At 68.1% G+C, this 18613-nt stretch carries 16 protein-coding genes; all 16 read left to right on the plus strand.

Translation table 11 applies throughout. The annotated features are described in order from the left end of the window. Positions 1-366 precede the first annotated feature (366 nt). Positions 367-2190: a methyl-accepting chemotaxis protein gene (locus AC3FMM_RS00350; RefSeq protein WP_116313340.1), complete on the plus strand. Its 1824-nt coding sequence runs from the start codon at positions 367-369 to the stop codon at positions 2188-2190. Positions 2191-2304: 114 nt separating this feature from the next. Then, positions 2305-4278, plus strand: a complete 1974-nt coding sequence (locus tag AC3FMM_RS00355; RefSeq protein WP_488685937.1) for a putative bifunctional diguanylate cyclase/phosphodiesterase — start codon at positions 2305-2307, stop codon at positions 4276-4278. A gap of 156 nt (positions 4279-4434) precedes the next feature. After that, on the plus strand, positions 4435-4827 hold the full coding sequence (locus AC3FMM_RS00360; protein WP_115682248.1) for a response regulator: 393 nt from the start codon (positions 4435-4437) through the stop codon (positions 4825-4827). Positions 4828-4970: 143 nt separating this feature from the next. After that, positions 4971-5447 (plus strand): chemotaxis protein CheW, encoded by a 477-nt coding sequence (locus AC3FMM_RS00365; protein ID WP_115712022.1) that lies wholly within the window; start codon positions 4971-4973, stop codon positions 5445-5447. Positions 5448-5565: 118 nt separating this feature from the next. Continuing rightward, positions 5566-7209: a methyl-accepting chemotaxis protein gene (locus AC3FMM_RS00370; RefSeq protein WP_488685938.1), complete on the plus strand. Its 1644-nt coding sequence runs from the start codon at positions 5566-5568 to the stop codon at positions 7207-7209. A 127-nt stretch (positions 7210-7336) separates the two neighbouring features. Further along, positions 7337-9169, plus strand: coding sequence for a methyl-accepting chemotaxis protein (locus AC3FMM_RS00375; RefSeq protein WP_488685939.1), 1833 nt, complete (start codon positions 7337-7339; stop codon positions 9167-9169). An 8-nt stretch (positions 9170-9177) separates the two neighbouring features. Next, positions 9178-9912: a DUF4088 family protein gene (locus tag AC3FMM_RS00380; RefSeq protein ID WP_488685940.1), complete on the plus strand. Its 735-nt coding sequence runs from the start codon at positions 9178-9180 to the stop codon at positions 9910-9912. 491 nt (positions 9913-10403) lie between these two features. Continuing rightward, positions 10404-10721, plus strand: a complete 318-nt coding sequence (gene flhD, locus AC3FMM_RS00385) for a flagellar transcriptional regulator FlhD (protein WP_010812713.1) — start codon at positions 10404-10406, stop codon at positions 10719-10721. Continuing rightward, positions 10718-11323: a flagellar transcriptional regulator FlhC gene (gene flhC, locus AC3FMM_RS00390; RefSeq protein ID WP_018004719.1), complete on the plus strand. Its 606-nt coding sequence runs from the start codon at positions 10718-10720 to the stop codon at positions 11321-11323. Before flhD ends, flhC begins: the two co-directional genes overlap by 4 nt. A gap of 119 nt (positions 11324-11442) precedes the next feature. Next, positions 11443-12306: a flagellar motor stator protein MotA gene (gene motA / locus AC3FMM_RS00395; RefSeq protein WP_012355101.1), complete on the plus strand. Its 864-nt coding sequence runs from the start codon at positions 11443-11445 to the stop codon at positions 12304-12306. Between the two features lie 33 nt (positions 12307-12339). Next, a complete protein-coding gene (gene motB / locus AC3FMM_RS00400) occupies positions 12340-13314 on the plus strand; it encodes a flagellar motor protein MotB (protein ID WP_115712029.1) in 975 nt (324 codons plus the stop codon). A 55-nt stretch (positions 13315-13369) separates the two neighbouring features. Next, a complete protein-coding gene (gene cheA, locus AC3FMM_RS00405; RefSeq protein ID WP_488685941.1) occupies positions 13370-15370 on the plus strand; it encodes a chemotaxis protein CheA in 2001 nt (666 codons plus the stop codon). Between the two features lie 24 nt (positions 15371-15394). After that, the gene (locus AC3FMM_RS00410; RefSeq protein ID WP_111521529.1) at positions 15395-15889 is read left to right on the plus strand and encodes a chemotaxis protein CheW; all 495 of its coding nucleotides are present in this window, start codon (positions 15395-15397) and stop codon (positions 15887-15889) included. 26 nt (positions 15890-15915) lie between these two features. Then, a complete protein-coding gene (locus tag AC3FMM_RS00415; RefSeq protein ID WP_488685942.1) occupies positions 15916-16830 on the plus strand; it encodes a CheR family methyltransferase in 915 nt (304 codons plus the stop codon). Beyond that, a complete protein-coding gene (gene cheD / locus AC3FMM_RS00420) occupies positions 16830-17480 on the plus strand; it encodes a chemoreceptor glutamine deamidase CheD (protein ID WP_115712033.1) in 651 nt (216 codons plus the stop codon). Before AC3FMM_RS00415 ends, cheD begins: the two co-directional genes overlap by 1 nt. Positions 17481-17502: 22 nt before the next feature. After that, positions 17503-18585, plus strand: a complete 1083-nt coding sequence (locus AC3FMM_RS00425) for a protein-glutamate methylesterase/protein-glutamine glutaminase (protein WP_488685943.1) — start codon at positions 17503-17505, stop codon at positions 18583-18585. The last annotated feature ends 28 nt before the right edge of the window (positions 18586-18613 follow it).

The following is an 18613-nucleotide window of genomic DNA, read 5'->3' on the forward strand; positions in this document are numbered from 1 at the left end:
CGCGGATTTTTCCGCGTCCCAGCGGTATTGCGAGTGAGGGCGGCAGTGCCGAAATCCCGGCGGTATTCCCGACCGCACCGGGCTGTCGTCGTTGTGTGCGGATACCGGCCATGACATTAATCGCGCCGGCATTTACGGACAGGCCGCCACCCCCGTTTCAGGCCATCCCCGCCCACGCAACCCCTCTACGTGGCTGATATCCGACATGGCGTTTATCGCCGATTCACCATAACCGTGCGCGCCGGACGGCGACTCAAGGATGAAGGGGGCGCGCCGTTATCCGGGCAGGGCGGATCAATGCGGTAACGATCCTGCCGGACCGGGGCAAGGGGTGTGTCCCGCGGATTGCCAGTGTCTTAATTCATCATGTCCTTCCACAACAATATTCAGATCAAGACCCTGCTACGGGGCGCCATGGGAATCCTGTCGCTGCTGCTGTTGCTGGTCGGCGGCGCCGGCCTGTACGGCATCTCGCAGAGCAACGACGCGCTCAAGGATACTTATGCCAACCAGCTTGGCTCGACCGTCGCGCTCAGCGATGCGATGCTGGCCACCACGCGCATGCGCCTGGCGCTGGACCGCAACGTGATGCAGGGCGAGCAGGACGATCCCAAGGTCAACGTGGATCGCTCGCGGGTGTTCGTGGAGGCGTCGGACGCGGCCTGGAAGCGCTATATGAGCTTGCCGCAGAATGCCGAGGAACAGGCCCTGGCGGCGGAACTGGGCAAGCAGCGCCAGGCTTTCATGGAGCAGGGCGTGCTGCCGCTGCAGGCGGCGTCGCTGGCGGGCAACCAGGAAGAGGCGGTGCGGCTGGCGAAGAAGGTGCTGCCCGACCTGCAGCGCAGCATGTCGAGCGCGCATGAAAAACTGCAGAAATTCCAGATGGCGGCGGGCGAGGCCAACTTCGGCACGGCACAGGCAAGTTTTGCCCGCATCCGCATGCTGTCGATCGTGATGATCGTGCTGGGCCTGGCGATTGCCGCGCTGTGCACGGTCACGCTCAACCGCGCCATCGTCGCGCCGGTGCAAGAGGCACTGGCGGTGTTCGAGCGCATTGCCCGCGGCGACCTGACCGCGCGCATCACCAGCATCTCGAAGAACGAGATCGGGCGCATGATGCAGGCCCTGGCCGCGATGCAGTCGAGCCTGTCGGGCATCGTCGCCGAAGTGCGCAGCGGCGCGGATTCGATGGCGTCGGCCACGCAGCAGATTTCCACCGGCAACCTGGACCTGTCGCAGCGCACCGAGGAACAGGCCTCGTCGCTGGAGGAAACCGCCGCGAGCATGGAAGAACTGACCACGGTGGTGCGCCAGAACGCCGACAATGCGCGCCAGGCCGGCGTGCTGGCGGGCGAGGCCTCGCAGATCGCGCTCAAGGGCGGCGAGGTGGTGGGCCGCGTGGTCGATACCATGAACGAGATCAACGGCGCCTCGCGCAAGGTGGTGGAAATCATCAGCGTGATCGAGGGCATCGCCTTCCAGACCAATATCCTGGCGCTCAATGCCGCGGTGGAAGCCGCGCGCGCCGGCGAACAGGGACGCGGCTTTGCCGTGGTGGCGGGCGAGGTGCGCAGCCTGGCGCAGCGCTCGGCGTCGGCCGCCAAGGAGATCGAGGCGCTGATCAGCGAGTCGGGCCAGCGCGTGGAGAGCGGCACCCGGCTGGTGGCCGAAGCCGGCCAGACCATGGGCGAGATCGTGCAGGCCGTGCGCCGCGTCACGGACATCATGAACGAGATCGGCGCGGCGTCGCAGGAGCAGACCAGCGGCATAGATCAGGTCAGCCAGGCTGTGACCCAGATGGACCAGGTCACGCAGCAGAACGCCGCGCTGGTCGAAGAGGCCGCGGCGGCGGCGGGTGCGCTGGAAGAGCAGGCGCAGAAGCTGAAGAACGTGGTCTCGGTGTTCACCGTCAACACCGCGGCGGCGCCGGCCATCACGGCCCGTGTCGGTGGAAGCGCCGCAGCAAAGACGGCGGCAAAGGCGGTGGCACCCGCCACGCCGGCGATCCCCGCCGTCGCCAGCGACAGCCTGGCCACGCGCACCACGACGGTGCGTAAGGTGCCGGTTGCCACGACGGCGCGGGCCGCGGCCAGGCCGGCGAGCAGCCCGGCAATCCCCCCTGCGGCGCGCTCCGCGGCGCGTCCGGCCGTGACCGCGGCCGGCGGTGACGATGACTGGAGCGCGTTCTGACCCCTGCGTTGGAGTCATTGCCTTGTTCACACGGCGACTGCAAGATGACATGATGCGGGGTTTGCCCCGCGTCCTGACCGTCTTCGCGCATCTTCATCATCATCGCGCAGCCCAATGATTGCCCTGAGTTCCGTCCTGTTGCTGCTGGCCGCCCTGCTGGGTGTAGCCGCCGCCCTCGGCGTTCGCGCCGGGCGCGCGGACCAGCCGGCCGGCAGCCGGTCGCTGCGCGTGCTGACGTGGTCGGCGGCGCTGCTGTCGCAATTGAGCATCGGCATGCCGGTGCTGGTGGTGGGCTTGTCGGGCAGCGTACCGGCCGTCAACGACACCGCGCAGCTGGCGGCCAGCTTTGCCGCCGCGGCGGCGGCCACCACGGCAGTCAAGCTGCTGGTGCAGTGGCTGCGCCAGGGCGCGCGCCTGTGGCGCGGCGCGGCTCTGCTGGCGGTGGTGGCCGGGGCGGGGCTGGTCGCGGCCGCCGGCACGCACCTGGGCCGCTCGTGCGGCGCCGGCACCGTGACCGCGCGCGAGTGCATCGACGCCGCCGGGCTGCCGCACCCGGCCTGGCTGGCAGGCGGCCTGACCGCGCTGTGCGCGCTGCTGTTCGCCGTCCACCGGGCGCAGTCGCGCGGCTGGCTGCCGGCGCCGGCGCGCGCCGACGCCACGCTGGCCGACGAACTTGCCGATGACCTGCCGGTGCTGCACCGCGGCGCCGAGCCGCGGCTGGCGCGGCGCGGCGCGCGCATCCCCGGGCGCCCGGGCCGGCTGACCGTGCGTGCCGCCGCGCGCGGCCAGGACACGGTGGGCGAGTACAGCGTGGCGACGGTGATGCCGGACCGCGTGGCGTTCGGCCGCTGGCTGGACCAGGCCATCAGCCAGGCCCGGCTGGCCGAGACCGGTTGCGCCGTGCTGCTGATCCATATCGCCGATTACCGCGAAGTCGACGAGGTGTTCGAGGTCCGTGCCGACGATATCCTGGCCCAGGACGCCGGCGCGCTGGCGCAGGCCGTGCTGGAACCGCACGACTTCCTGGCGCGGCTGGCGCGCGACGAATTTGCCGTGGGCGTGCCCGAACTGGTCCACCACGGGCGCGCGCAGGAACTGGGCTCGCGCATGCTGGGCTCGCTGGCGGAGTTCATTGCCGCGCGCGGGCTGCAGATGCAGATCGGCGTGAACATCGGCATCGCCATCTATCCGCGCGACGCGCAGACCTCGGAGGCGCTGATGCAGGCGGCCCGCGTCAGCCTGGCCGAAGCCCGCCAGAGCGGCTCGAACCAGGTGCGCCTGTTCAACAGCGCCGCCGGCGAACGTGCGCGCCGCACCCGCGTGATCCGGCGCGACCTGTGGGTGGCGATCCAGGACGATACGCTGTCGCTGCAGTTCCAGCCCAAGTACGACGCGCGCCGCCGCACCGTGGTCGGCGCCGAGGCCCTCTGCCGTTGGCGCCATCCCGCGCTGGGGCAGGTCAGCCCGGCCGAGTTCATCGCCGTGGCCGAACAGTCCGGGCAGATCGACAAGCTCGACGACTGGGTGTTGACGAGCGTGTGCCGCCAGGTGCGCCAGTGGCGCGACGCCGGCGTGCCGACCGTGCCGGTGGCGATCAATGTCTCGGGGCTGCGCTTTGCCAGCCGCAACTTCCCGCAATACCTGCTGGAGCAGATCCACCAGCACGACATCCCGCCCTCGGCGATCACGCTGGAAATCACCGAGACCGCGGCGATGAAGGACATCGGCAAGTCGCTGGAAACGCTGGCCGAGCTGCAGTCGCTCGGGATCCAGGTGGCGCTGGACGACTTTGGCAGCGGCTATTCCAGCCTGGGCTACCTCAAGCGGCTGCGCGTGGGCACGCTCAAGATCGACCGCACGCTGATCGGCGGGCTCGATACCGATGCGCAGGGCCGCGCCATCGTCGGCTCGATGGTGGCGCTGGCGCACGAGCTGCGCATGAAGGTGGTGGCCGAAGGGGTGGAATCGGCCTCGCAGCTGGACATCCTCAACCAGATGGGTTGCGACGAAGTGCAGGGCTACCTGCTGTCGCTGCCGCTGGACGCCGCCGGTTTCGGCGATACCCTGCGCGCGCAGTCCGTCGCCTGACGCCTAAAGCCCGGCCGCCGCGCCGCCGATAACCGATCTGGCAGGCTGGCCCGCGTGGGCCCGGCCCTGTGCCGGCCCGTCCGTCGCCGGCCGCGTGGCCGATGCCATCGATGTTCCTGGCGGACCCAACCCGTTCCCGCACCTCCGGAGGCGCCCATGTCATTGCCCAGCATCCTCGTCGTCGACGATTCGCCCTCGCTACGCCGCATGATCGGCGCCTGCCTGCGCGCCGGCGGCTTCGACGTGACCGAGGCCGCGGACGGCGACCAGGCGCATGCGCTGGCCGTCGCCGGCAGCTTCGGCATGCTGGTCACCGACCAGGTCATGCCCGGCATGGACGGCCTGACGCTGATCCGCAGCCTGCGCGCCACGCCGCGCTACGCGCGCATGCCGATTTTGATGCTGACCACCGAGCAGGACGGCAGCATCCGCGAACAGGCCCGCGCCGCCGGCGCGTCGGGCTTCCTGCCCAAGCCGTTCGACCCGGACGGGCTGATGCAGGCCGTGGCCGCGCTGCTGGACGCGGCACCCCCTACGTCGGAAGGGTAAGGAAAGACCCGGCGTCGCCCTTCAGTCACCCCCGGATGCTGCCGTAAACACTGGTGGGCGATGTCATGCCCCGGCGCAGCCAGCGGCCCCGGCCGCTGCGGCGCCAGAGAAACCAGCATGAGCCAAACTTGGGGGGCTAGACGATGCAGCACATCGACAAGGCAGACGGCGCGGGCGAGGAGTTCCTGGCCTTTACCCTGGGCCGCGAGGAATACGGCGTCGATATCCTGAAGGTGCAGGAGATCCGCGGCTACGAGTCGGTCACCCAGATCGCGAATGCGCCCGACTACATCAAGGGCGTGGTCAACCTGCGCGGCATCATCGTGCCGATCATCGACCTGCGCATCAAGTTCCGCCAGCCCAATGTCAGCTACGACCAGTACACGGTCGTGATCATCGTCGACCTCAACGACCGCACCACCGGCATCGTGGTGGACGGCGTTTCCGACGTGCTGACGCTGAGCGCCGCGCAGATCAAGCCCACCCCGCACTTCTCCGGCGAACTGGCGACCGACTACATCCGCGGCCTGGGCTCGGTCGAACAGCGCATGCTGATCCTGGTCGACATCGAGAAGCTGCTCAATACCGAAGAACTGGCCGCGCTGGAAGCGGTGTCCTGATCCTGCAGTAGCGCCCCCCGCCGTCCGCCACGCGCCACCCGCGCGCCGGACCGAACCCGCCCGCGGTGCGGCCGCATGGACCCATGCGGCGCGCCACAGGCAAGCAGTGCAGACTTAGATGCGAAACAACCAACCCGTCACGCAGCGCGAGTACCCGCTGTCTCCTTCCGACTACCTGATCTCGCGCACCGACCTCAAGGGCCGTATCACCTTTGCCAACCGCACCTTTATCGAGGCCAGCGGCTTTGCGGCGGAGGAATTGCTGGGCGCGCCGCATAACCTGGTGCGCCACCCCGACATGCCGCCAGAGGCGTTCGCGGACTTGTGGCAAGACCTGCAGGCCGGACGCACGTGGATGGGCGTGGTCAAGAACCGCCGCAAGAACGGCGACTTCTACTGGGTCAATGCGACCGTGACGCCGACGCGCGTCGACGGCCGCGTGGTGGGCTACACCTCGGTGCGCTCGATGGCCACGCGCGAGCAGGTGCAGGCCGCCGGCGCCGCCTATGCGCGCTTTCGCGCGGGACGTGCCGACGGGCTGGCGATCCGCCACGGCGCGGTGGTGCGCACCGGCCTGCGCGGCCTGGTGCAGGGACTGCTGCGGCTGAACCTGAAGCGCCGCATCCTGTGGGCGCAGGCCGGCGGCCTGGCGTGGTTCCTGGCCGCGCTGGTCGCGGTGGAGGCGCTGGGCGGCACGGCTGCCGCGAGCTTGCGCCCGTGGCTGTGGGGCGGCTTTGCGCTGGCGCTGGCCTCGTCCTTCGCCGCCGGCACCATGCTGCTGGCGCGCGTGGAGCGGCCGGTGCGCGACATGCTGGACTTCGCGCTGCGCATGGGCGCGGGCGACCTGACCACGCGCTTCGAGCACCGCAGCGCCGACGAGATCGGCGCGCTGGCGCAGGCGATGCAGACCATGCAGCGCAGCCTGCTGTCGGTAGTGCATGAGATCCAGGAAGGCATGGCCAGCATCTCGACGGCCACGCGCCAAGTGGCGGCGGGCAACAACGACCTGTCGCAGCGCACCGAGCAGCAGGCGGCATCGCTGGAGCAGACCGCGTCGAGCATGGAAGAGCTGACCAGCACGGTGCGCCAGAACGCGGACAACGCGCGCCAGGCCAGCGGGCTGGCGGCCAATGCTTCGGACACGGCATTGCGCGGTGGCGAAGTGGTGGGCCGGGTGGTGCAGACCATGGACGAGATCAACGATGCGTCGAAGAAGATCGTCGACATCATCGGCGTGATCGAAGGCATCGCGTTCCAGACCAATATCCTGGCGCTGAACGCCGCGGTGGAAGCCGCGCGCGCCGGCGAGCAGGGCCGCGGCTTCGCGGTGGTGGCGGGCGAGGTGCGCAGCCTGGCCCAGCGCAGCGCCAACGCGGCCAAGGAGATCAAGGGCCTGATCGGCGACACGGTGGCGCGCGTGGACAACGGCTCGGCACTGGTCGGCCAGGCCGGCCAGACCATGGAAGAGATCGTGCAGGCGGTCAAGTCCGTCACCGACATCATGGCCGAGATCAGCGCGGCGTCGGCCGAGCAGAGCTCGGGCATCGAGCAGGTGAACCAGGCGGTGGCGCAGATGGACGAGGGCACGCAGCAGAACGCGGCGCTGGTGGAAGAAGCCGCCGCGGCGGCCGGCGCGCTCGAAGAGCAGGCGCTGCGGCTGCGCGATGCCGTGTCCACCTTCCGCGTCAGCATGCAGGCGGAGGTGCGGCCGCAGCGCCAGCCTGCGCAGGCGCGCGGCGATGCGGTGCCGGCACGGGCCTAGACCCGGGGGCGGCGCGGTAGCCGCACGGTCGGGATCGAAGTGAAGGCGGGCGCGGCATGCCGCGCCGCCAGCGTACACAGGGTGCGGCAGGCCGTGCCCGAGGCTTCAGTTACAAGGGGGAGTTGCTATGCATTGGTTCAATCAATTGCGCGTCACGACCAGGCTGGTTGCCGGATTCCTGGTCGTTGCCGTGATCGGCGCCGTGATGGGGCTGCTGGGCGTCGTCAACATGGGCCGCATGGCCGACTGGACCGGCAAGATCTACAACGACGACCTGCGCGCGCTCAAGGCGGTGCAGGACGCCAACATCAACCTGGTCTACGCCAGCCGCTCGCAGATCGCGCTGCTGTCGGCATCGACCATGGGCGAGCGCACGATCGAGAAGGAGCAGATCGCCAAGTCGCTGGCCGCGATGGACGAACGCATCCGCCAGGTGGCCGGCGCCTTCGAGAAGCCCGAGGGCAAGGCGCTGGTCAAGCAGTACCAGGACCTGTCGCCGGCGTTCCGCGCGCGCATGGAAAAGTACGTCGAGCTGGTCAGCAAGCAGCCGCTCGATACCTCGCAGTTCGAGAGCCAGGTGTTCTCCGAAAGCGCCGACCTGCTCAAGGACAGCCACGCGCTGGAAGCCGTGATGCTGCAGATGGTCAAGCGCCGCGACGACCGCGCCCGCAACAACATGGAAGAAGCGCGCAGCGTCTACGATGAAACGCGCCTGTGGATGCTGGGCCTGGTGCTGGGCGGGCTGGCGCTGTCGGTGCTGCTGGGGGTGCTGCTGGCACGCGCGCTGTCGCGCCAGCTGGGCGGCGAGCCGGCGTATGCCGCGGCCATCGCCGCGCGCATTGCCGAGGGCGATTTCTCGCAGCCGGTGGCCACGCGCGCCGGCGACAAGGGCAGCCTGGTCTTTGCGATGCAGCAGATGCAGCAGCAGCTGTCGCGCATGGTGCGGGATTTCAAGGCCTCGGCCGAATCCATCGGCAGCGCCTCGCGCGAGATTGCCGCGGGCAACAACGACCTGTCGCAGCGCACCGAGCAGCAGGCGGCGTCGCTGGAGCAGACCGCGTCGAGCATGGAAGAGCTGACCAGCACGGTGCGCCAGAACGCGGACAACGCGCGCCAGGCCAGCGGGCTGGCGGCCAATGCTTCGGACACGGCATTGCGCGGTGGCGAAGTGGTGGGCCGGGTGGTGCAGACCATGGACGAGATCAACGATGCGTCGAAGAAGATCGTCGACATCATCGGCGTGATCGAGGGCATTGCGTTCCAGACCAACATCCTGGCGCTGAACGCGGCGGTGGAAGCGGCGCGCGCCGGCGAGCAGGGCCGCGGCTTCGCGGTGGTGGCGGGCGAGGTGCGCAGCCTGGCGCAGCGCAGCGCCAACGCGGCCAAGGAGATCAAGGGCCTGATCGGCGATACGGTGGCGCGCGTGGACAACGGCTCGGCGCTGGTCGGCCAGGCCGGCAAGACCATGGACGAGATCGTGCAGGCGGTCAAGCGCGTGACCGACATCATGGGCGAGATCAGCGCGGCGTCGGCCGAGCAGAGCTCGGGCATCGAGCAGGTGAACCAGGCGGTGGCGCAGATGGACGAGGTGACGCAGCAGAACGCGGCACTGGTGGAAGAAGCTGCCGCCGCAGCGGGCGCGCTCGAAGAGCAGGCCGGCCGCCTGCAGTCCGCGGTGGCGACCTTCCGCCTGGCCGCGGAGGACGAGCGCGCGGAGCGCTTCGAGGTAATGCCGGCCGTGCCCGCCAAGGCCCAGCGCACCGCGGGCACGGTGCGTGCCATCGCCGCAAGCAAGCGTGCGGCCAAGCTGCCCATGGCCAAGGCGGAAGCCGCCAGCGCCGATGAAGCCCCGCACGACGCGGCCGAGCCGGCGCCAGCAAAGCCGGCGCCGCGCGCCGCGGCCATGACGCCGCGACCCGCGCTTGCCGCGGCCGATAACGGCGACTGGAGCGCGTTCTGAGTGTTGCCATGACGACCGATATCACCCTGGCCTTGCCGCAAGAGGAAGCGGCCAGGCTGCGCAAGGAATTCGACCAGTTCATCGGAGTCTCGACCGGGCTGGACCGCGAGTTCCTGCCGCCAGAGTTCCATGACTTCCTGCGTGCGCGGTTGCTGCAGCATGACGGCCCGCTGACCGAGCGCGCGGTCTCGCGACTCCTGTCCGGGGGTGAGTACGGGTGGGCGCGCCGCGTGTTCGACAAGCAGTTGCCCAATGCGCTCGCGGCGCTGATGCGCGACGCCCAGCGCTTCGGCTTCGGCCTGGCGGTGCAGCCGGGCTGGAGTGGCGAACAGCGCCTGGCGCATGCGCGCGAATGGGCGGCGCAGGTGCTGGCCGAGTGCGGCGCCGATACCGCCTATACCGAGGCCCTTGCCACCCAGGTGGCGGCCTCGGCGGAAGATTTGCGCGCGCTGGAAGAGCGCATGCGCACGCCGGCATGGCGCCTGGCTGAAAGCCTGCGCCAGCGCGCCTACGACCTGATGTACGCGCTGCAGACCGAAGACAACGAAGCCGCCGGCCGCGCGCGCGTGGGCGAGTTGCGCGGCATGCTGGGGCTGGCGCTGGAATACGGCTCGGTGCAGCCGGAAGAGGCTTCGCGCGTGCTGGAGCAGGTGGAGCGCGTGCGCCCCGCATTGTTTCGCGAAGCGCCCGACGACGTGTTCGCGCGGCTCGCGAACTGGCTGCGCCGATTGTTCGGACATTGACGCTGGCACCGCCGCCTTGCGCCGGTTCACGCCGATTCACGCCGGATATTTTGGACAGTATTACGCACACCGCGCGCGGCGATACACTCCGCGCGGCTGTCGTCAATAGAGGAATCCAGCAGGCTACCAACGTCGTGCCCGCGCGTTTGATGCAGAGGGCATTTGCTCGTGCCGTCTTGAACCAAATCAAACGTCAAACGTGTGACTTGTTACAAAATGTGCGGCGCCAATGTCTGTTTCATGCGACATTTGCTTCCCCCCCGCGTAAGTAGGGATTGGCATTGCGGGGCGATTGCCGATATAAACGTAACGGTCTTGCTTACACTCTGTAACACTTGTAACGGAGTTGATTACAGTTGGACTTGGGCGTAGTTCCTTAGTCGTACGTTGTACCCGCCCAGCCGCAAACAAACGATCTGGTCGCCGGGCCCGCAGGGCAACGGTAAGCGCCGGACAAGCGGCCACGGTGGGTTTTTGGTAGCGGGGATAAATTGGAAAGCAGTGAAGTTCTCCAGGAGATCAGGGAGGTTAACCTCGCCTATCTGCTGCTCGCGCAACGCCTTGTGCGCGAAAACCAGGTCGAAGCCATGTTCAGGCTCGGGGTCAGCAAGGAAATCGCGGATATCCTTGCCAAGCTGACCTCGGCGCAACTCGTCAAGCTCGCGGCATCCAACATGGTGCTGTGCAGGTTCCGCTTCGACGACCATGCACTTCTGTCTACTCTCACCCACACGGCCAAGAGCCATGACATGCAGCAGATCCACGCCGCGATCCTGCTCGCACGTCAGCCTGTGGAGTCGCTCAATTGACCGCGCTCCTGCAGGCCGAGCCAAACCGGAGCTACACGGCCACCTCCGTTCCCAGCCGCAAGAGCGTGCTCCAGGACGCCAACCAGACCCAGCTCGCGATCGAGCTGATCGGCCTGGGCGCGCGCCTGCAGGTGCTTGAAGCCGAGACCACGCTGTCGCGTGACCGGCTGATCCGCCTGTACAAGGAGCTGCGCGGGGTCTCGCCCCCCAAGGGCATGCTGCCGTTCTCGACCGACTGGTTCACCACCTGGCTGCCGAATATCCACTCGTCGCTGTTCTTCTCTGCCTACCAGTTCATGGTGCAGGAAGGCGAGACCGTGGGCATCCGCGCGGTGGTGGCCGCCTACCGCCTGTACCTCGAGCATGTTTCGCTGCTCGGCGGTGAAATTGTCTTAAGTTTCACGCGGGCCTGGACGTTAGTACGGTTCTTCGAGAGCAACATGCTGCAGCTGTCCCGGTGCACGTGTTGCGGCGGACAGTTTGTCACGCACGCGTATGAGCCGCACGCGAACTTCGTGTGCAGCCTGTGCCGTCCGCCGTCGCGCGCAGGGAAAGTGAAGAAGCTCTCGAAAGACGCCGCCGCCGTGCAGACCAACGCCTGATCCTGGTCAAGGTCCGCCGGCTGGCAAGCTTGCTGCGCTGGCGGACGGATTCTCTCCGTGCGCCCGTGCCGCGGGCCAATGAGCGTGGCTGACGCGCGTTTTTAGACGGGGATCCGATCGTGCTAGTAGTTCTTGGCTATGTCGTCGTGGTAGCGGCGGTGCTTGGCGGTTACGCCATGACCGGCGGCCATATGGGCGCGCTGTATCAACCTGCCGAAGTGGTGATCATCGCGGGCGCCGCCATCGGCGCCTTCATCGCCACCAATACCGGCAAGGCCATCAAGGCCACCGCGCGCGCGCTGCCGGGCCTGTTCAAGAGTTCCAAGTACAAGAAAGAGCTGTACCTGGACGTCATGTCGCTGCTGTACGTGCTGCTGTCCAAGGCACGGCGCGAGGGCATCCTGTTCCTGGAAAAGGAAATCGCCGACCCCGCCGCCAGCAGCGTGTTCAGCCAGTACCCGCGCATCCTGTCAGATCCGGTGGTGATGGAATTCCTCACCGACTACCTGCGCATGATGGTCAACGGCAACATGAATGCGTTCGAGATCGAGGCCCTGATGGACCACGAGATCGAGACCTTCCGCCATGAAGCCGAGATCCCCGCCCATGCGCTGTCGCGCGTCGGCGATGGCCTGCCCGCGTTCGGCATCGTCGCCGCGGTGATGGGCGTGGTGCACGCGCTGGGTTCGGCCGACCTGCCGCCGGCCGAGCTGGGCGCGCTGATCGCGCACGCCATGGTCGGCACCTTCCTCGGCATCCTGCTGGCCTACGGCTTTATCTCGCCGCTGGCCGCGCGCATCGAGCTGCAGGTGTCCGAGAACGTCAAGGTCTACGAGTGCATCAAGGTGGTGCTGCTGGCCTCCCTGAACGGCTATGCGCCGCTGGTGGCGGTGGAGTTCGGCCGCAAGGTGCTGTACTCCACGGTGCGACCGTCGTTCCTGGAGCTCGACGACCACGTGCGTGAAGTGAAGAGCCTGAACTAAGCAGCCGGCAACGCACGCAGCAAGGGGCACCACATGAGCAGCGCACACGATATGCGTCCGATCATCGTCCGCCGGGCGAAATCGCACGCCAGGCCGCACGGCAACCACAGCTGGAAGATTGCCTACGCCGACTTCATGACGGCGATGATGGCGCTGTTCCTGGTGCTGTGGCTGCTGTCCAGCGCCAACAAGAAAACGCTGGAAGGCATTGCCGAGTACTTCCGCATGCCGCTCAAGGTCGCCATCGTCGGCGGCGAGAAGAGCAGCCAGTCGCCCAGCGTGATCCCGGGCGGCGGCATGGACGTGATGCGCAAGGACGGCGAGATCATGCGCGCGCATGACAACGACCCCAGCGACGAACAGCGCCGCAACGAGCAGCAGGAAGCGCAGCGGCTGCGCGCGCTCAAGCAGCGCCTGGAACAGATCATCGAGAACAACCCGGTGCTGCGCCAGTTCCGCCCGCAGTTGCTGCTGGACATCACCAGCGAAGGCCTGCGCATCCAGATCCTGGATACGCAGAACCGGCCCATGTTCCGCACCGGCAGCGCCATCGTCGAAAGCTATATGCGCACCATCCTGCGCGAGATCGGCCCGGTGCTGAACGAGCTGCCCAACAAGGTCAGCCTGTCCGGCCATACCGATGCGGCCAACTATTCCAACGGCGAGCGCACCTACAGCAACTGGGAGCTGTCCGGCGACCGCGCCAACGCCTCGCGCCGCGAGCTGATCGCGGGCGGCATGCAGGAGGGCAAGGTGCTGCGCGTGCTGGGCCTGGCCGCGACCATGCCGCTGGACAAGCAAGACCTGCTCGCGCCGGTCAACCGCCGCATCAGCATCGTGGTGCTGAACCAGAAGGCGCAGGCCCGCTTCGAGGCCGAGAACGCCAGTGCCGCCGAGGTCACGGTGGCGGCGCAGGCCGGCAAGGCCGCGCAGGAAATGCAGGCAGGGCTGGCGGCGTCGGCACCGGCCGCGGCACCGGCAGCGCCGGCATCGGGCAGCAAACCATGACGCAGGGCCGCTGCCGCAGCGTGCCGTGCGCCGTAACCAAGTGACTCAGGACGCCATGTCTGTCGATATCGATATCACTCAGTTTTACCAGACCTTCTTCGAGGAAGCGGAAGAGCTGCTCGTTGAAATGGAGCAGCTGCTGCTCGGCCTGGACATCGAGGCGCCCGATGCCGAGCACCTGAACGCGATCTTCCGTGCCGCGCATTCGATCAAGGGCGGCGCCGCCACCTTCGGCTTCGCCGCGCTGACCGAGACCACCCACATCTTCGAGAACCTGCTGGACCGCACGCGCCGGCAGGAGCTGGCGTTGACCAGGACCATCATCGACACCTTTCTGGAAACCAAGGACGTGTTGCAAGACCAGCTCAACGCCTACCGCAACGGCACCGAACCCGATCCGGAAACGCTGGCGCGCATCTGCGCCGTGCTGCAGCAGCTGGCGCAGGAAGCCGCCGGCCATGACGCGGCCCCGGCACCCGTAGCGGCGCCGGTGCCCGCGCCTGTCGCGGCCGCCGCAGCCGCGCCCGCCGGCGGCGGTCTGAAGATCCGCCTGATCAAGGTCTCGGCGTCCGACCAGGCGCTGCTGCGAGAAGAACTGGCCAACCTGGGCGAGATCACCGGCCAGCAGGAAACCAATGGCGAACTGGTGGTGTGGCTCAACACCCAATGCAGCGCCGACGACATCATCGCGGTGTGCTGCTTCGTGATCGATGGCGACCAGATCGTGATCGAAGCCGCGGCCGATGCGCCGGCGCCGGCGCCGGCCCCGGCAGAGGTTGCCGCGCCCGCGCCAGTGGCTGCTGCGCCCGCACCGGCCCCCGCCGCCCGCGAGAAGGCCAAAGCCGCCCCGGCCCCCGCACCCGCGCACGGCGAAGGCTCGATCCGCGTGCCCACCGAGAAGGTCGACCAGATCATCAACCTGGTAGGCGAGCTGGTGATCACGCAGTCGATGCTGGCGCAGACCGCCTCGTCGCTGGACCCGGTGCTGTTCGACCGGTTGTTCTCGGGCATGGGCCAGCTCGAGCGCAATGCGCGCGACCTGCAGGAAGCGGTGATGTCGATCCGCATGATGCCGATGGACTATGTGTTCTCGCGCTTCCCGCGGCTGGTGCGCGACCTGGCCAGCAAGCTCGGCAAGCAGATCGACCTGGTCACGTTCGGCAAGGCCACCGAGCTCGACAAGAGCCTGATCGAACGCATCATCGATCCGCTGACGCACCTGGTGCGCAACAGCCTGGACCACGGCATCGAAACCCCGGACAAGCGCGTCGCCGCCGGCAAGGACGCGACCGGCCAGCTGATCCTGTCCGCGCAGCACCATGGCGGCAATATCGTCATCGAAGTCAGCGACGACGGCGGCGGCCTGAACCGCGAGCGCATCCTGGCCAAGGCCATCCAGAACGGCCTGCCGGTGTCCGAGACCATCACCGACGAGGAAGTCTGGCAGCTGATCTTCGCGCCAGGCTTCTCCACTGCCGAGGTCGTCACCGACGTCTCCGGCCGCGGCGTGGGCATGGACGTGGTCAAGCGCAACATCCAGGAGATGGGCGGGCACGTGCAGATCAGCTCGCGCCCGGGCCTGGGCACCACCATCCGCATCGTGCTGCCGCTGACGCTGGCGATCCTGGACGGCATGTCGGTCAAGGTGGGCGAGGAGACCTTCATCCTGCCGCTGAACTGCGTGATGGAGTCGCTGCAGCCCAAGGCCGAGGACGTGCATACCGCCGCCAACTCCGACCGCGTCATGCACGTGCGCGGCGAGTACCTGCCGCTGCTGGAGATGCACCGCGTGTTCAACGTCGCCAACGCGCTGCAGGAGCCGACGCAGGGCATCGCCGTGATCCTGCAGGCCGAAGGCAAGCGCTTCGCGCTGCTGGTGGACCAGCTGATCGGCCAGCACCAGGTGGTGCTGAAGAACCTGGAAACCAACTACCGCAAGGTGCCGTGCATTTCGGCGGCAACCATCCTTGGCGACGGCAGCGTGGCGCTGATCGTCGATGTCGGCGCGCTGCAGCGCACCGGCGTGCGCCGGCAGGAACCGGCGCTGCAGCAGTAATCGATCACAGGAGAACAAGCCATCATGGCCGGCATCGGACACATCGATACCCCCGGAAGCGACGCTTCGGGCCAGGAGTTCCTGGTCTTCACGCTGGGGTCGGAGGAATACGGCATCGACATCCTCAAGGTGCAGGAGATCCGCAGCTACGAGACCGTCACGCGCATCTCCAGCGCGCCTGACTTCATCAAGGGCGTGACCAACCTGCGCGGCGTGATCGTGCCCATCGTCGACCTGCGCCTGAAGTTCCGCCTGGGTAACGTGCGCTACGACCACCAGACCGTGGTGATCATCCTCAACGTGGCCGGCCGCGTGGTCGGCATCGTGGTGGATGGCGTGTCGGACGTGCTCACGCTGACCGGCGACGCGATCAAGCCCGCGCCGGAGTTCGGCGTGTCGATCTCGACCGAGCACCTGACCGGCCTGGGCACCATCGACGGCCGCATGCTGGTGCTGATCGACATCGAGAAGCTGATGACCAGCCCCGAGATGGCACTGGTCGAAGCCGAGTACGCCTGATTTCCGCACTGCCGAAGCAACAGCCCATGACGCCGTTCCGCAACGCCGCCCCCGCGCACACCGGCCCGGTCGCCGCGCCGGCCGCCCTGCTGCGGCGCGACGACGCGCGCGACTTTTTGCTGACCGAGCGCGACTTCGAGCAGATCCGCACGCTGATCCACCGGCGCGCCGGCATCTCGCTGGGCAGCCACAAGCGCGAGATGGTCTACAGCCGGCTTGCGCGCCGGCTGCGCACGCTGCAGCTGACCGACTTTGCCTCATACCTGGCGCTGCTTGAAGCGGACGACCGCTCGGCGGAGTGGGAGTTCTTCACCAACGCGCTGACCACCAACCTGACCTCGTTCTTCCGCGAGGCGCACCACTTCCCGCTGCTGGCGGAGCATGCCAAGCAGGTTGGCCGGCCGTACAGCGTCTGGTGCTCGGCCGCGTCCACCGGCGAGGAACCGTACTCGATCGCCATCACCCTGGCCGAGGCGCTGGGCGACCGCGCCGGCACCGTGCTGGCCACCGACATCGACACCCAGGTACTGGCCAAGGCCCGCAGCGGCGTCTATTCGGCCGAGCAGGTGGCGCGGCTGTCGCCGGAACGGCTCAAGCGCTTCTTCCTGAAGGGCACCGGCCCGCGCACCGGCTCGGTCAAGGTCAAGCCCGAACTGGCCGCCACCATCGCGTTCGAGCCGCTGAACCTGCTCGCGCCCGACTGGGGCATCCGCGAGCAGTTCGACGCCATCTTTTGCCGCAACGTGATGATCTACTTCGACAAGCCGACCCAGGGGCGCATCCTGGAGCGCTTCGTGCCGCTGCTCAAGCCGCACGGGCTGCTGTTCGCCGGCCATTCGGAGAACTTCTCCTACGTCACGCGCGCGTTCCAGCTGCGCGGGCAGACCGTCTATGAACTGGCACCGGGCGCGCTGTCCGCGGCCGGCCGGGGCAGGCCGTAATGCGCACGCCCCACCTGCCCGAAGCGCTGGCCACGCGCACCTACTTCGACCGCGAGTTCGGCAAGCAGGCCATCAAGCTGCTGCCCAACGAGTACTACGTGACGCGCGACGACGTGGTGCTGACCACCGTGCTGGGATCTTGCGTGGCCGCCTGCATCCGCGACGAGGTGGCCGGCGTCGGCGGCATGAACCACTTCATGCTGCCGGACGACGACGGCAGCGCCGATCGCATGCTGTCCGCATCGATGCGCTATGGCAGCTACGCGCTGGAAGTGCTGATCAACGAACTGCTCAAGATGGGCGCGCGCCGCGAGCGGCTCGAGGCCAAGGTCTTCGGCGGCGGCGCGGTGCTGGCCAACATGACCACGCTGAACATCGGCGACCGCAACGCGGACTTCGTGCTGCGCTATTTGAAGGCGGAAGAGGTACGCGTGGCGGCGCAGGACCTGCGCGGCCCGCATGCGCGCCGCGTCAGCTATTTCCCGATCGGCGGGCTGGCGCTGGTGCGCCGCCTGACAAGGCAGGACGACCAGGTTTCGGTGGCGCGCGACGAACGCGCGCTGGCGCGGGCCATTGCCACGTCGGCGCGCGAACCGTCGCGCTCGCCGGAACTGTTTGCGCGGCAGGTGCCTTCGCGCCAGCTTCCCTGAACCCCTACAAGCACGACCAATCATGACTGCCGCCAAGATCAAGGTGCTGTGCGTGGATGACTCCGCGCTGATCCGCAGCCTGATGACGGAGATCATCAACAGCCAGCCCGACATGGAAGTGGTCGGCACCGCTCCCGACCCGCTGGTCGCGCGCGACCTGATCAAGCGCCTGAACCCCGACGTGCTGACGCTCGATGTCGAAATGCCGCGCATGGACGGCCTCGACTTCCTGGAGCGGCTGATGCGGCTGCGGCCGATGCCGGTGCTGATGGTGTCGTCGCTAACCGAGCGCGGCTCCGAAATCACCATGCGCGCGCTGGAGCTGGGCGCGGTGGACTTCGTCACCAAGCCCAAGCTGGGCATCCGCGACGGCCTGCTTGAATACACCGACACCATTGCCGACAAGCTGCGCGCCGCATCGCGCGCCCGCGTGCGCGCGGCCACGCCAGCGGCCGCGCCCGCAGCCACCGGCACCGCGCCCGTGCCGATGCTGCGCAGCCCGCTGCTGTCGACCGAAAAGCTGATCATCCTGGGCGCCTCCACCGGCGGCACCGAGGCGATCAAGGAATTCCTGATGCCGCTGCCGCCCGACAGCCCCGCGGTGATGATCGTGCAGCATATGCCGGCCGGCTTCACGCGCTCGTTCGCGCAGCGGCTGGACGGCCTGTGCCGCATCACCGTGAAGGAAGCCGAGCACGGCGAGCGCGTGCTGCCGGGCCACGCGTATATCGCGCCGGGCGACTCGCATCTGCTGCTGGCACGCAGCGGCGCCAACTACGTCGCGCACCTGTCGCAGGAGGCGCCGGTCAACCGCCATCGCCCGTCGGTGGACGTGCTGTTCGATTCGGCCGCGCAGCACGGCGGCAAGAACGTGATCGGCGTGATCCTGACCGGCATGGGCCGCGACGGCGCGCGCGGCATGCTGCGCATGCGCGACGCCGGCGCCTACAACCTGGCGCAGGACGAGCAAACCTGCATCGTGTTTGGCATGCCGAAGGAGGCGATCGCCGCCGGCGGCGTGCATGAAGTCGTGCCCTTGCCGGCGATGACCCAGCGCGTGATGGCGCGCCTGGCCACGTACGGCACGCGCGCGCAACGCGTTTAGTCGAGCCGGCAAGCCCAAACAACAAAGC

This window comes from Cupriavidus sp. 207A1 (genome assembly GCF_057798955.1).

Excerpts from the sequence above, each read along its gene's own strand:
- AC3FMM_RS00425 (WP_488685943.1), top strand. The coding sequence starts at position 17,503 with ATGACTGCCGCCAAGATCAAGGTGCTGTGCGTGGATGACTCCGCGCTG.
- AC3FMM_RS00375 (WP_488685939.1), top strand. The coding sequence starts at position 7,337 with ATGCATTGGTTCAATCAATTGCGCGTCACGACCAGGCTGGTTGCCGGA.
- AC3FMM_RS00410 (WP_111521529.1), top strand. The coding sequence starts at position 15,395 with ATGGCCGGCATCGGACACATCGATACCCCCGGAAGCGACGCTTCGGGC.
- cheA (WP_488685941.1), top strand. The coding sequence starts at position 13,370 with ATGTCTGTCGATATCGATATCACTCAGTTTTACCAGACCTTCTTCGAG.
- motB (WP_115712029.1), top strand. The coding sequence starts at position 12,340 with ATGAGCAGCGCACACGATATGCGTCCGATCATCGTCCGCCGGGCGAAA.
- AC3FMM_RS00365 (WP_115712022.1), top strand. The coding sequence starts at position 4,971 with ATGCAGCACATCGACAAGGCAGACGGCGCGGGCGAGGAGTTCCTGGCC.
- AC3FMM_RS00370 (WP_488685938.1), top strand. The coding sequence starts at position 5,566 with ATGCGAAACAACCAACCCGTCACGCAGCGCGAGTACCCGCTGTCTCCT.
- AC3FMM_RS00415 (WP_488685942.1), top strand. The coding sequence starts at position 15,916 with ATGACGCCGTTCCGCAACGCCGCCCCCGCGCACACCGGCCCGGTCGCC.
- AC3FMM_RS00355 (WP_488685937.1), top strand. The coding sequence starts at position 2,305 with ATGATTGCCCTGAGTTCCGTCCTGTTGCTGCTGGCCGCCCTGCTGGGT.
- AC3FMM_RS00380 (WP_488685940.1), top strand. The coding sequence starts at position 9,178 with ATGACGACCGATATCACCCTGGCCTTGCCGCAAGAGGAAGCGGCCAGG.
- cheD (WP_115712033.1), top strand. The coding sequence starts at position 16,830 with ATGCGCACGCCCCACCTGCCCGAAGCGCTGGCCACGCGCACCTACTTC.
- AC3FMM_RS00360 (WP_115682248.1), top strand. The coding sequence starts at position 4,435 with ATGTCATTGCCCAGCATCCTCGTCGTCGACGATTCGCCCTCGCTACGC.
- AC3FMM_RS00350 (WP_116313340.1), top strand. The coding sequence starts at position 367 with ATGTCCTTCCACAACAATATTCAGATCAAGACCCTGCTACGGGGCGCC.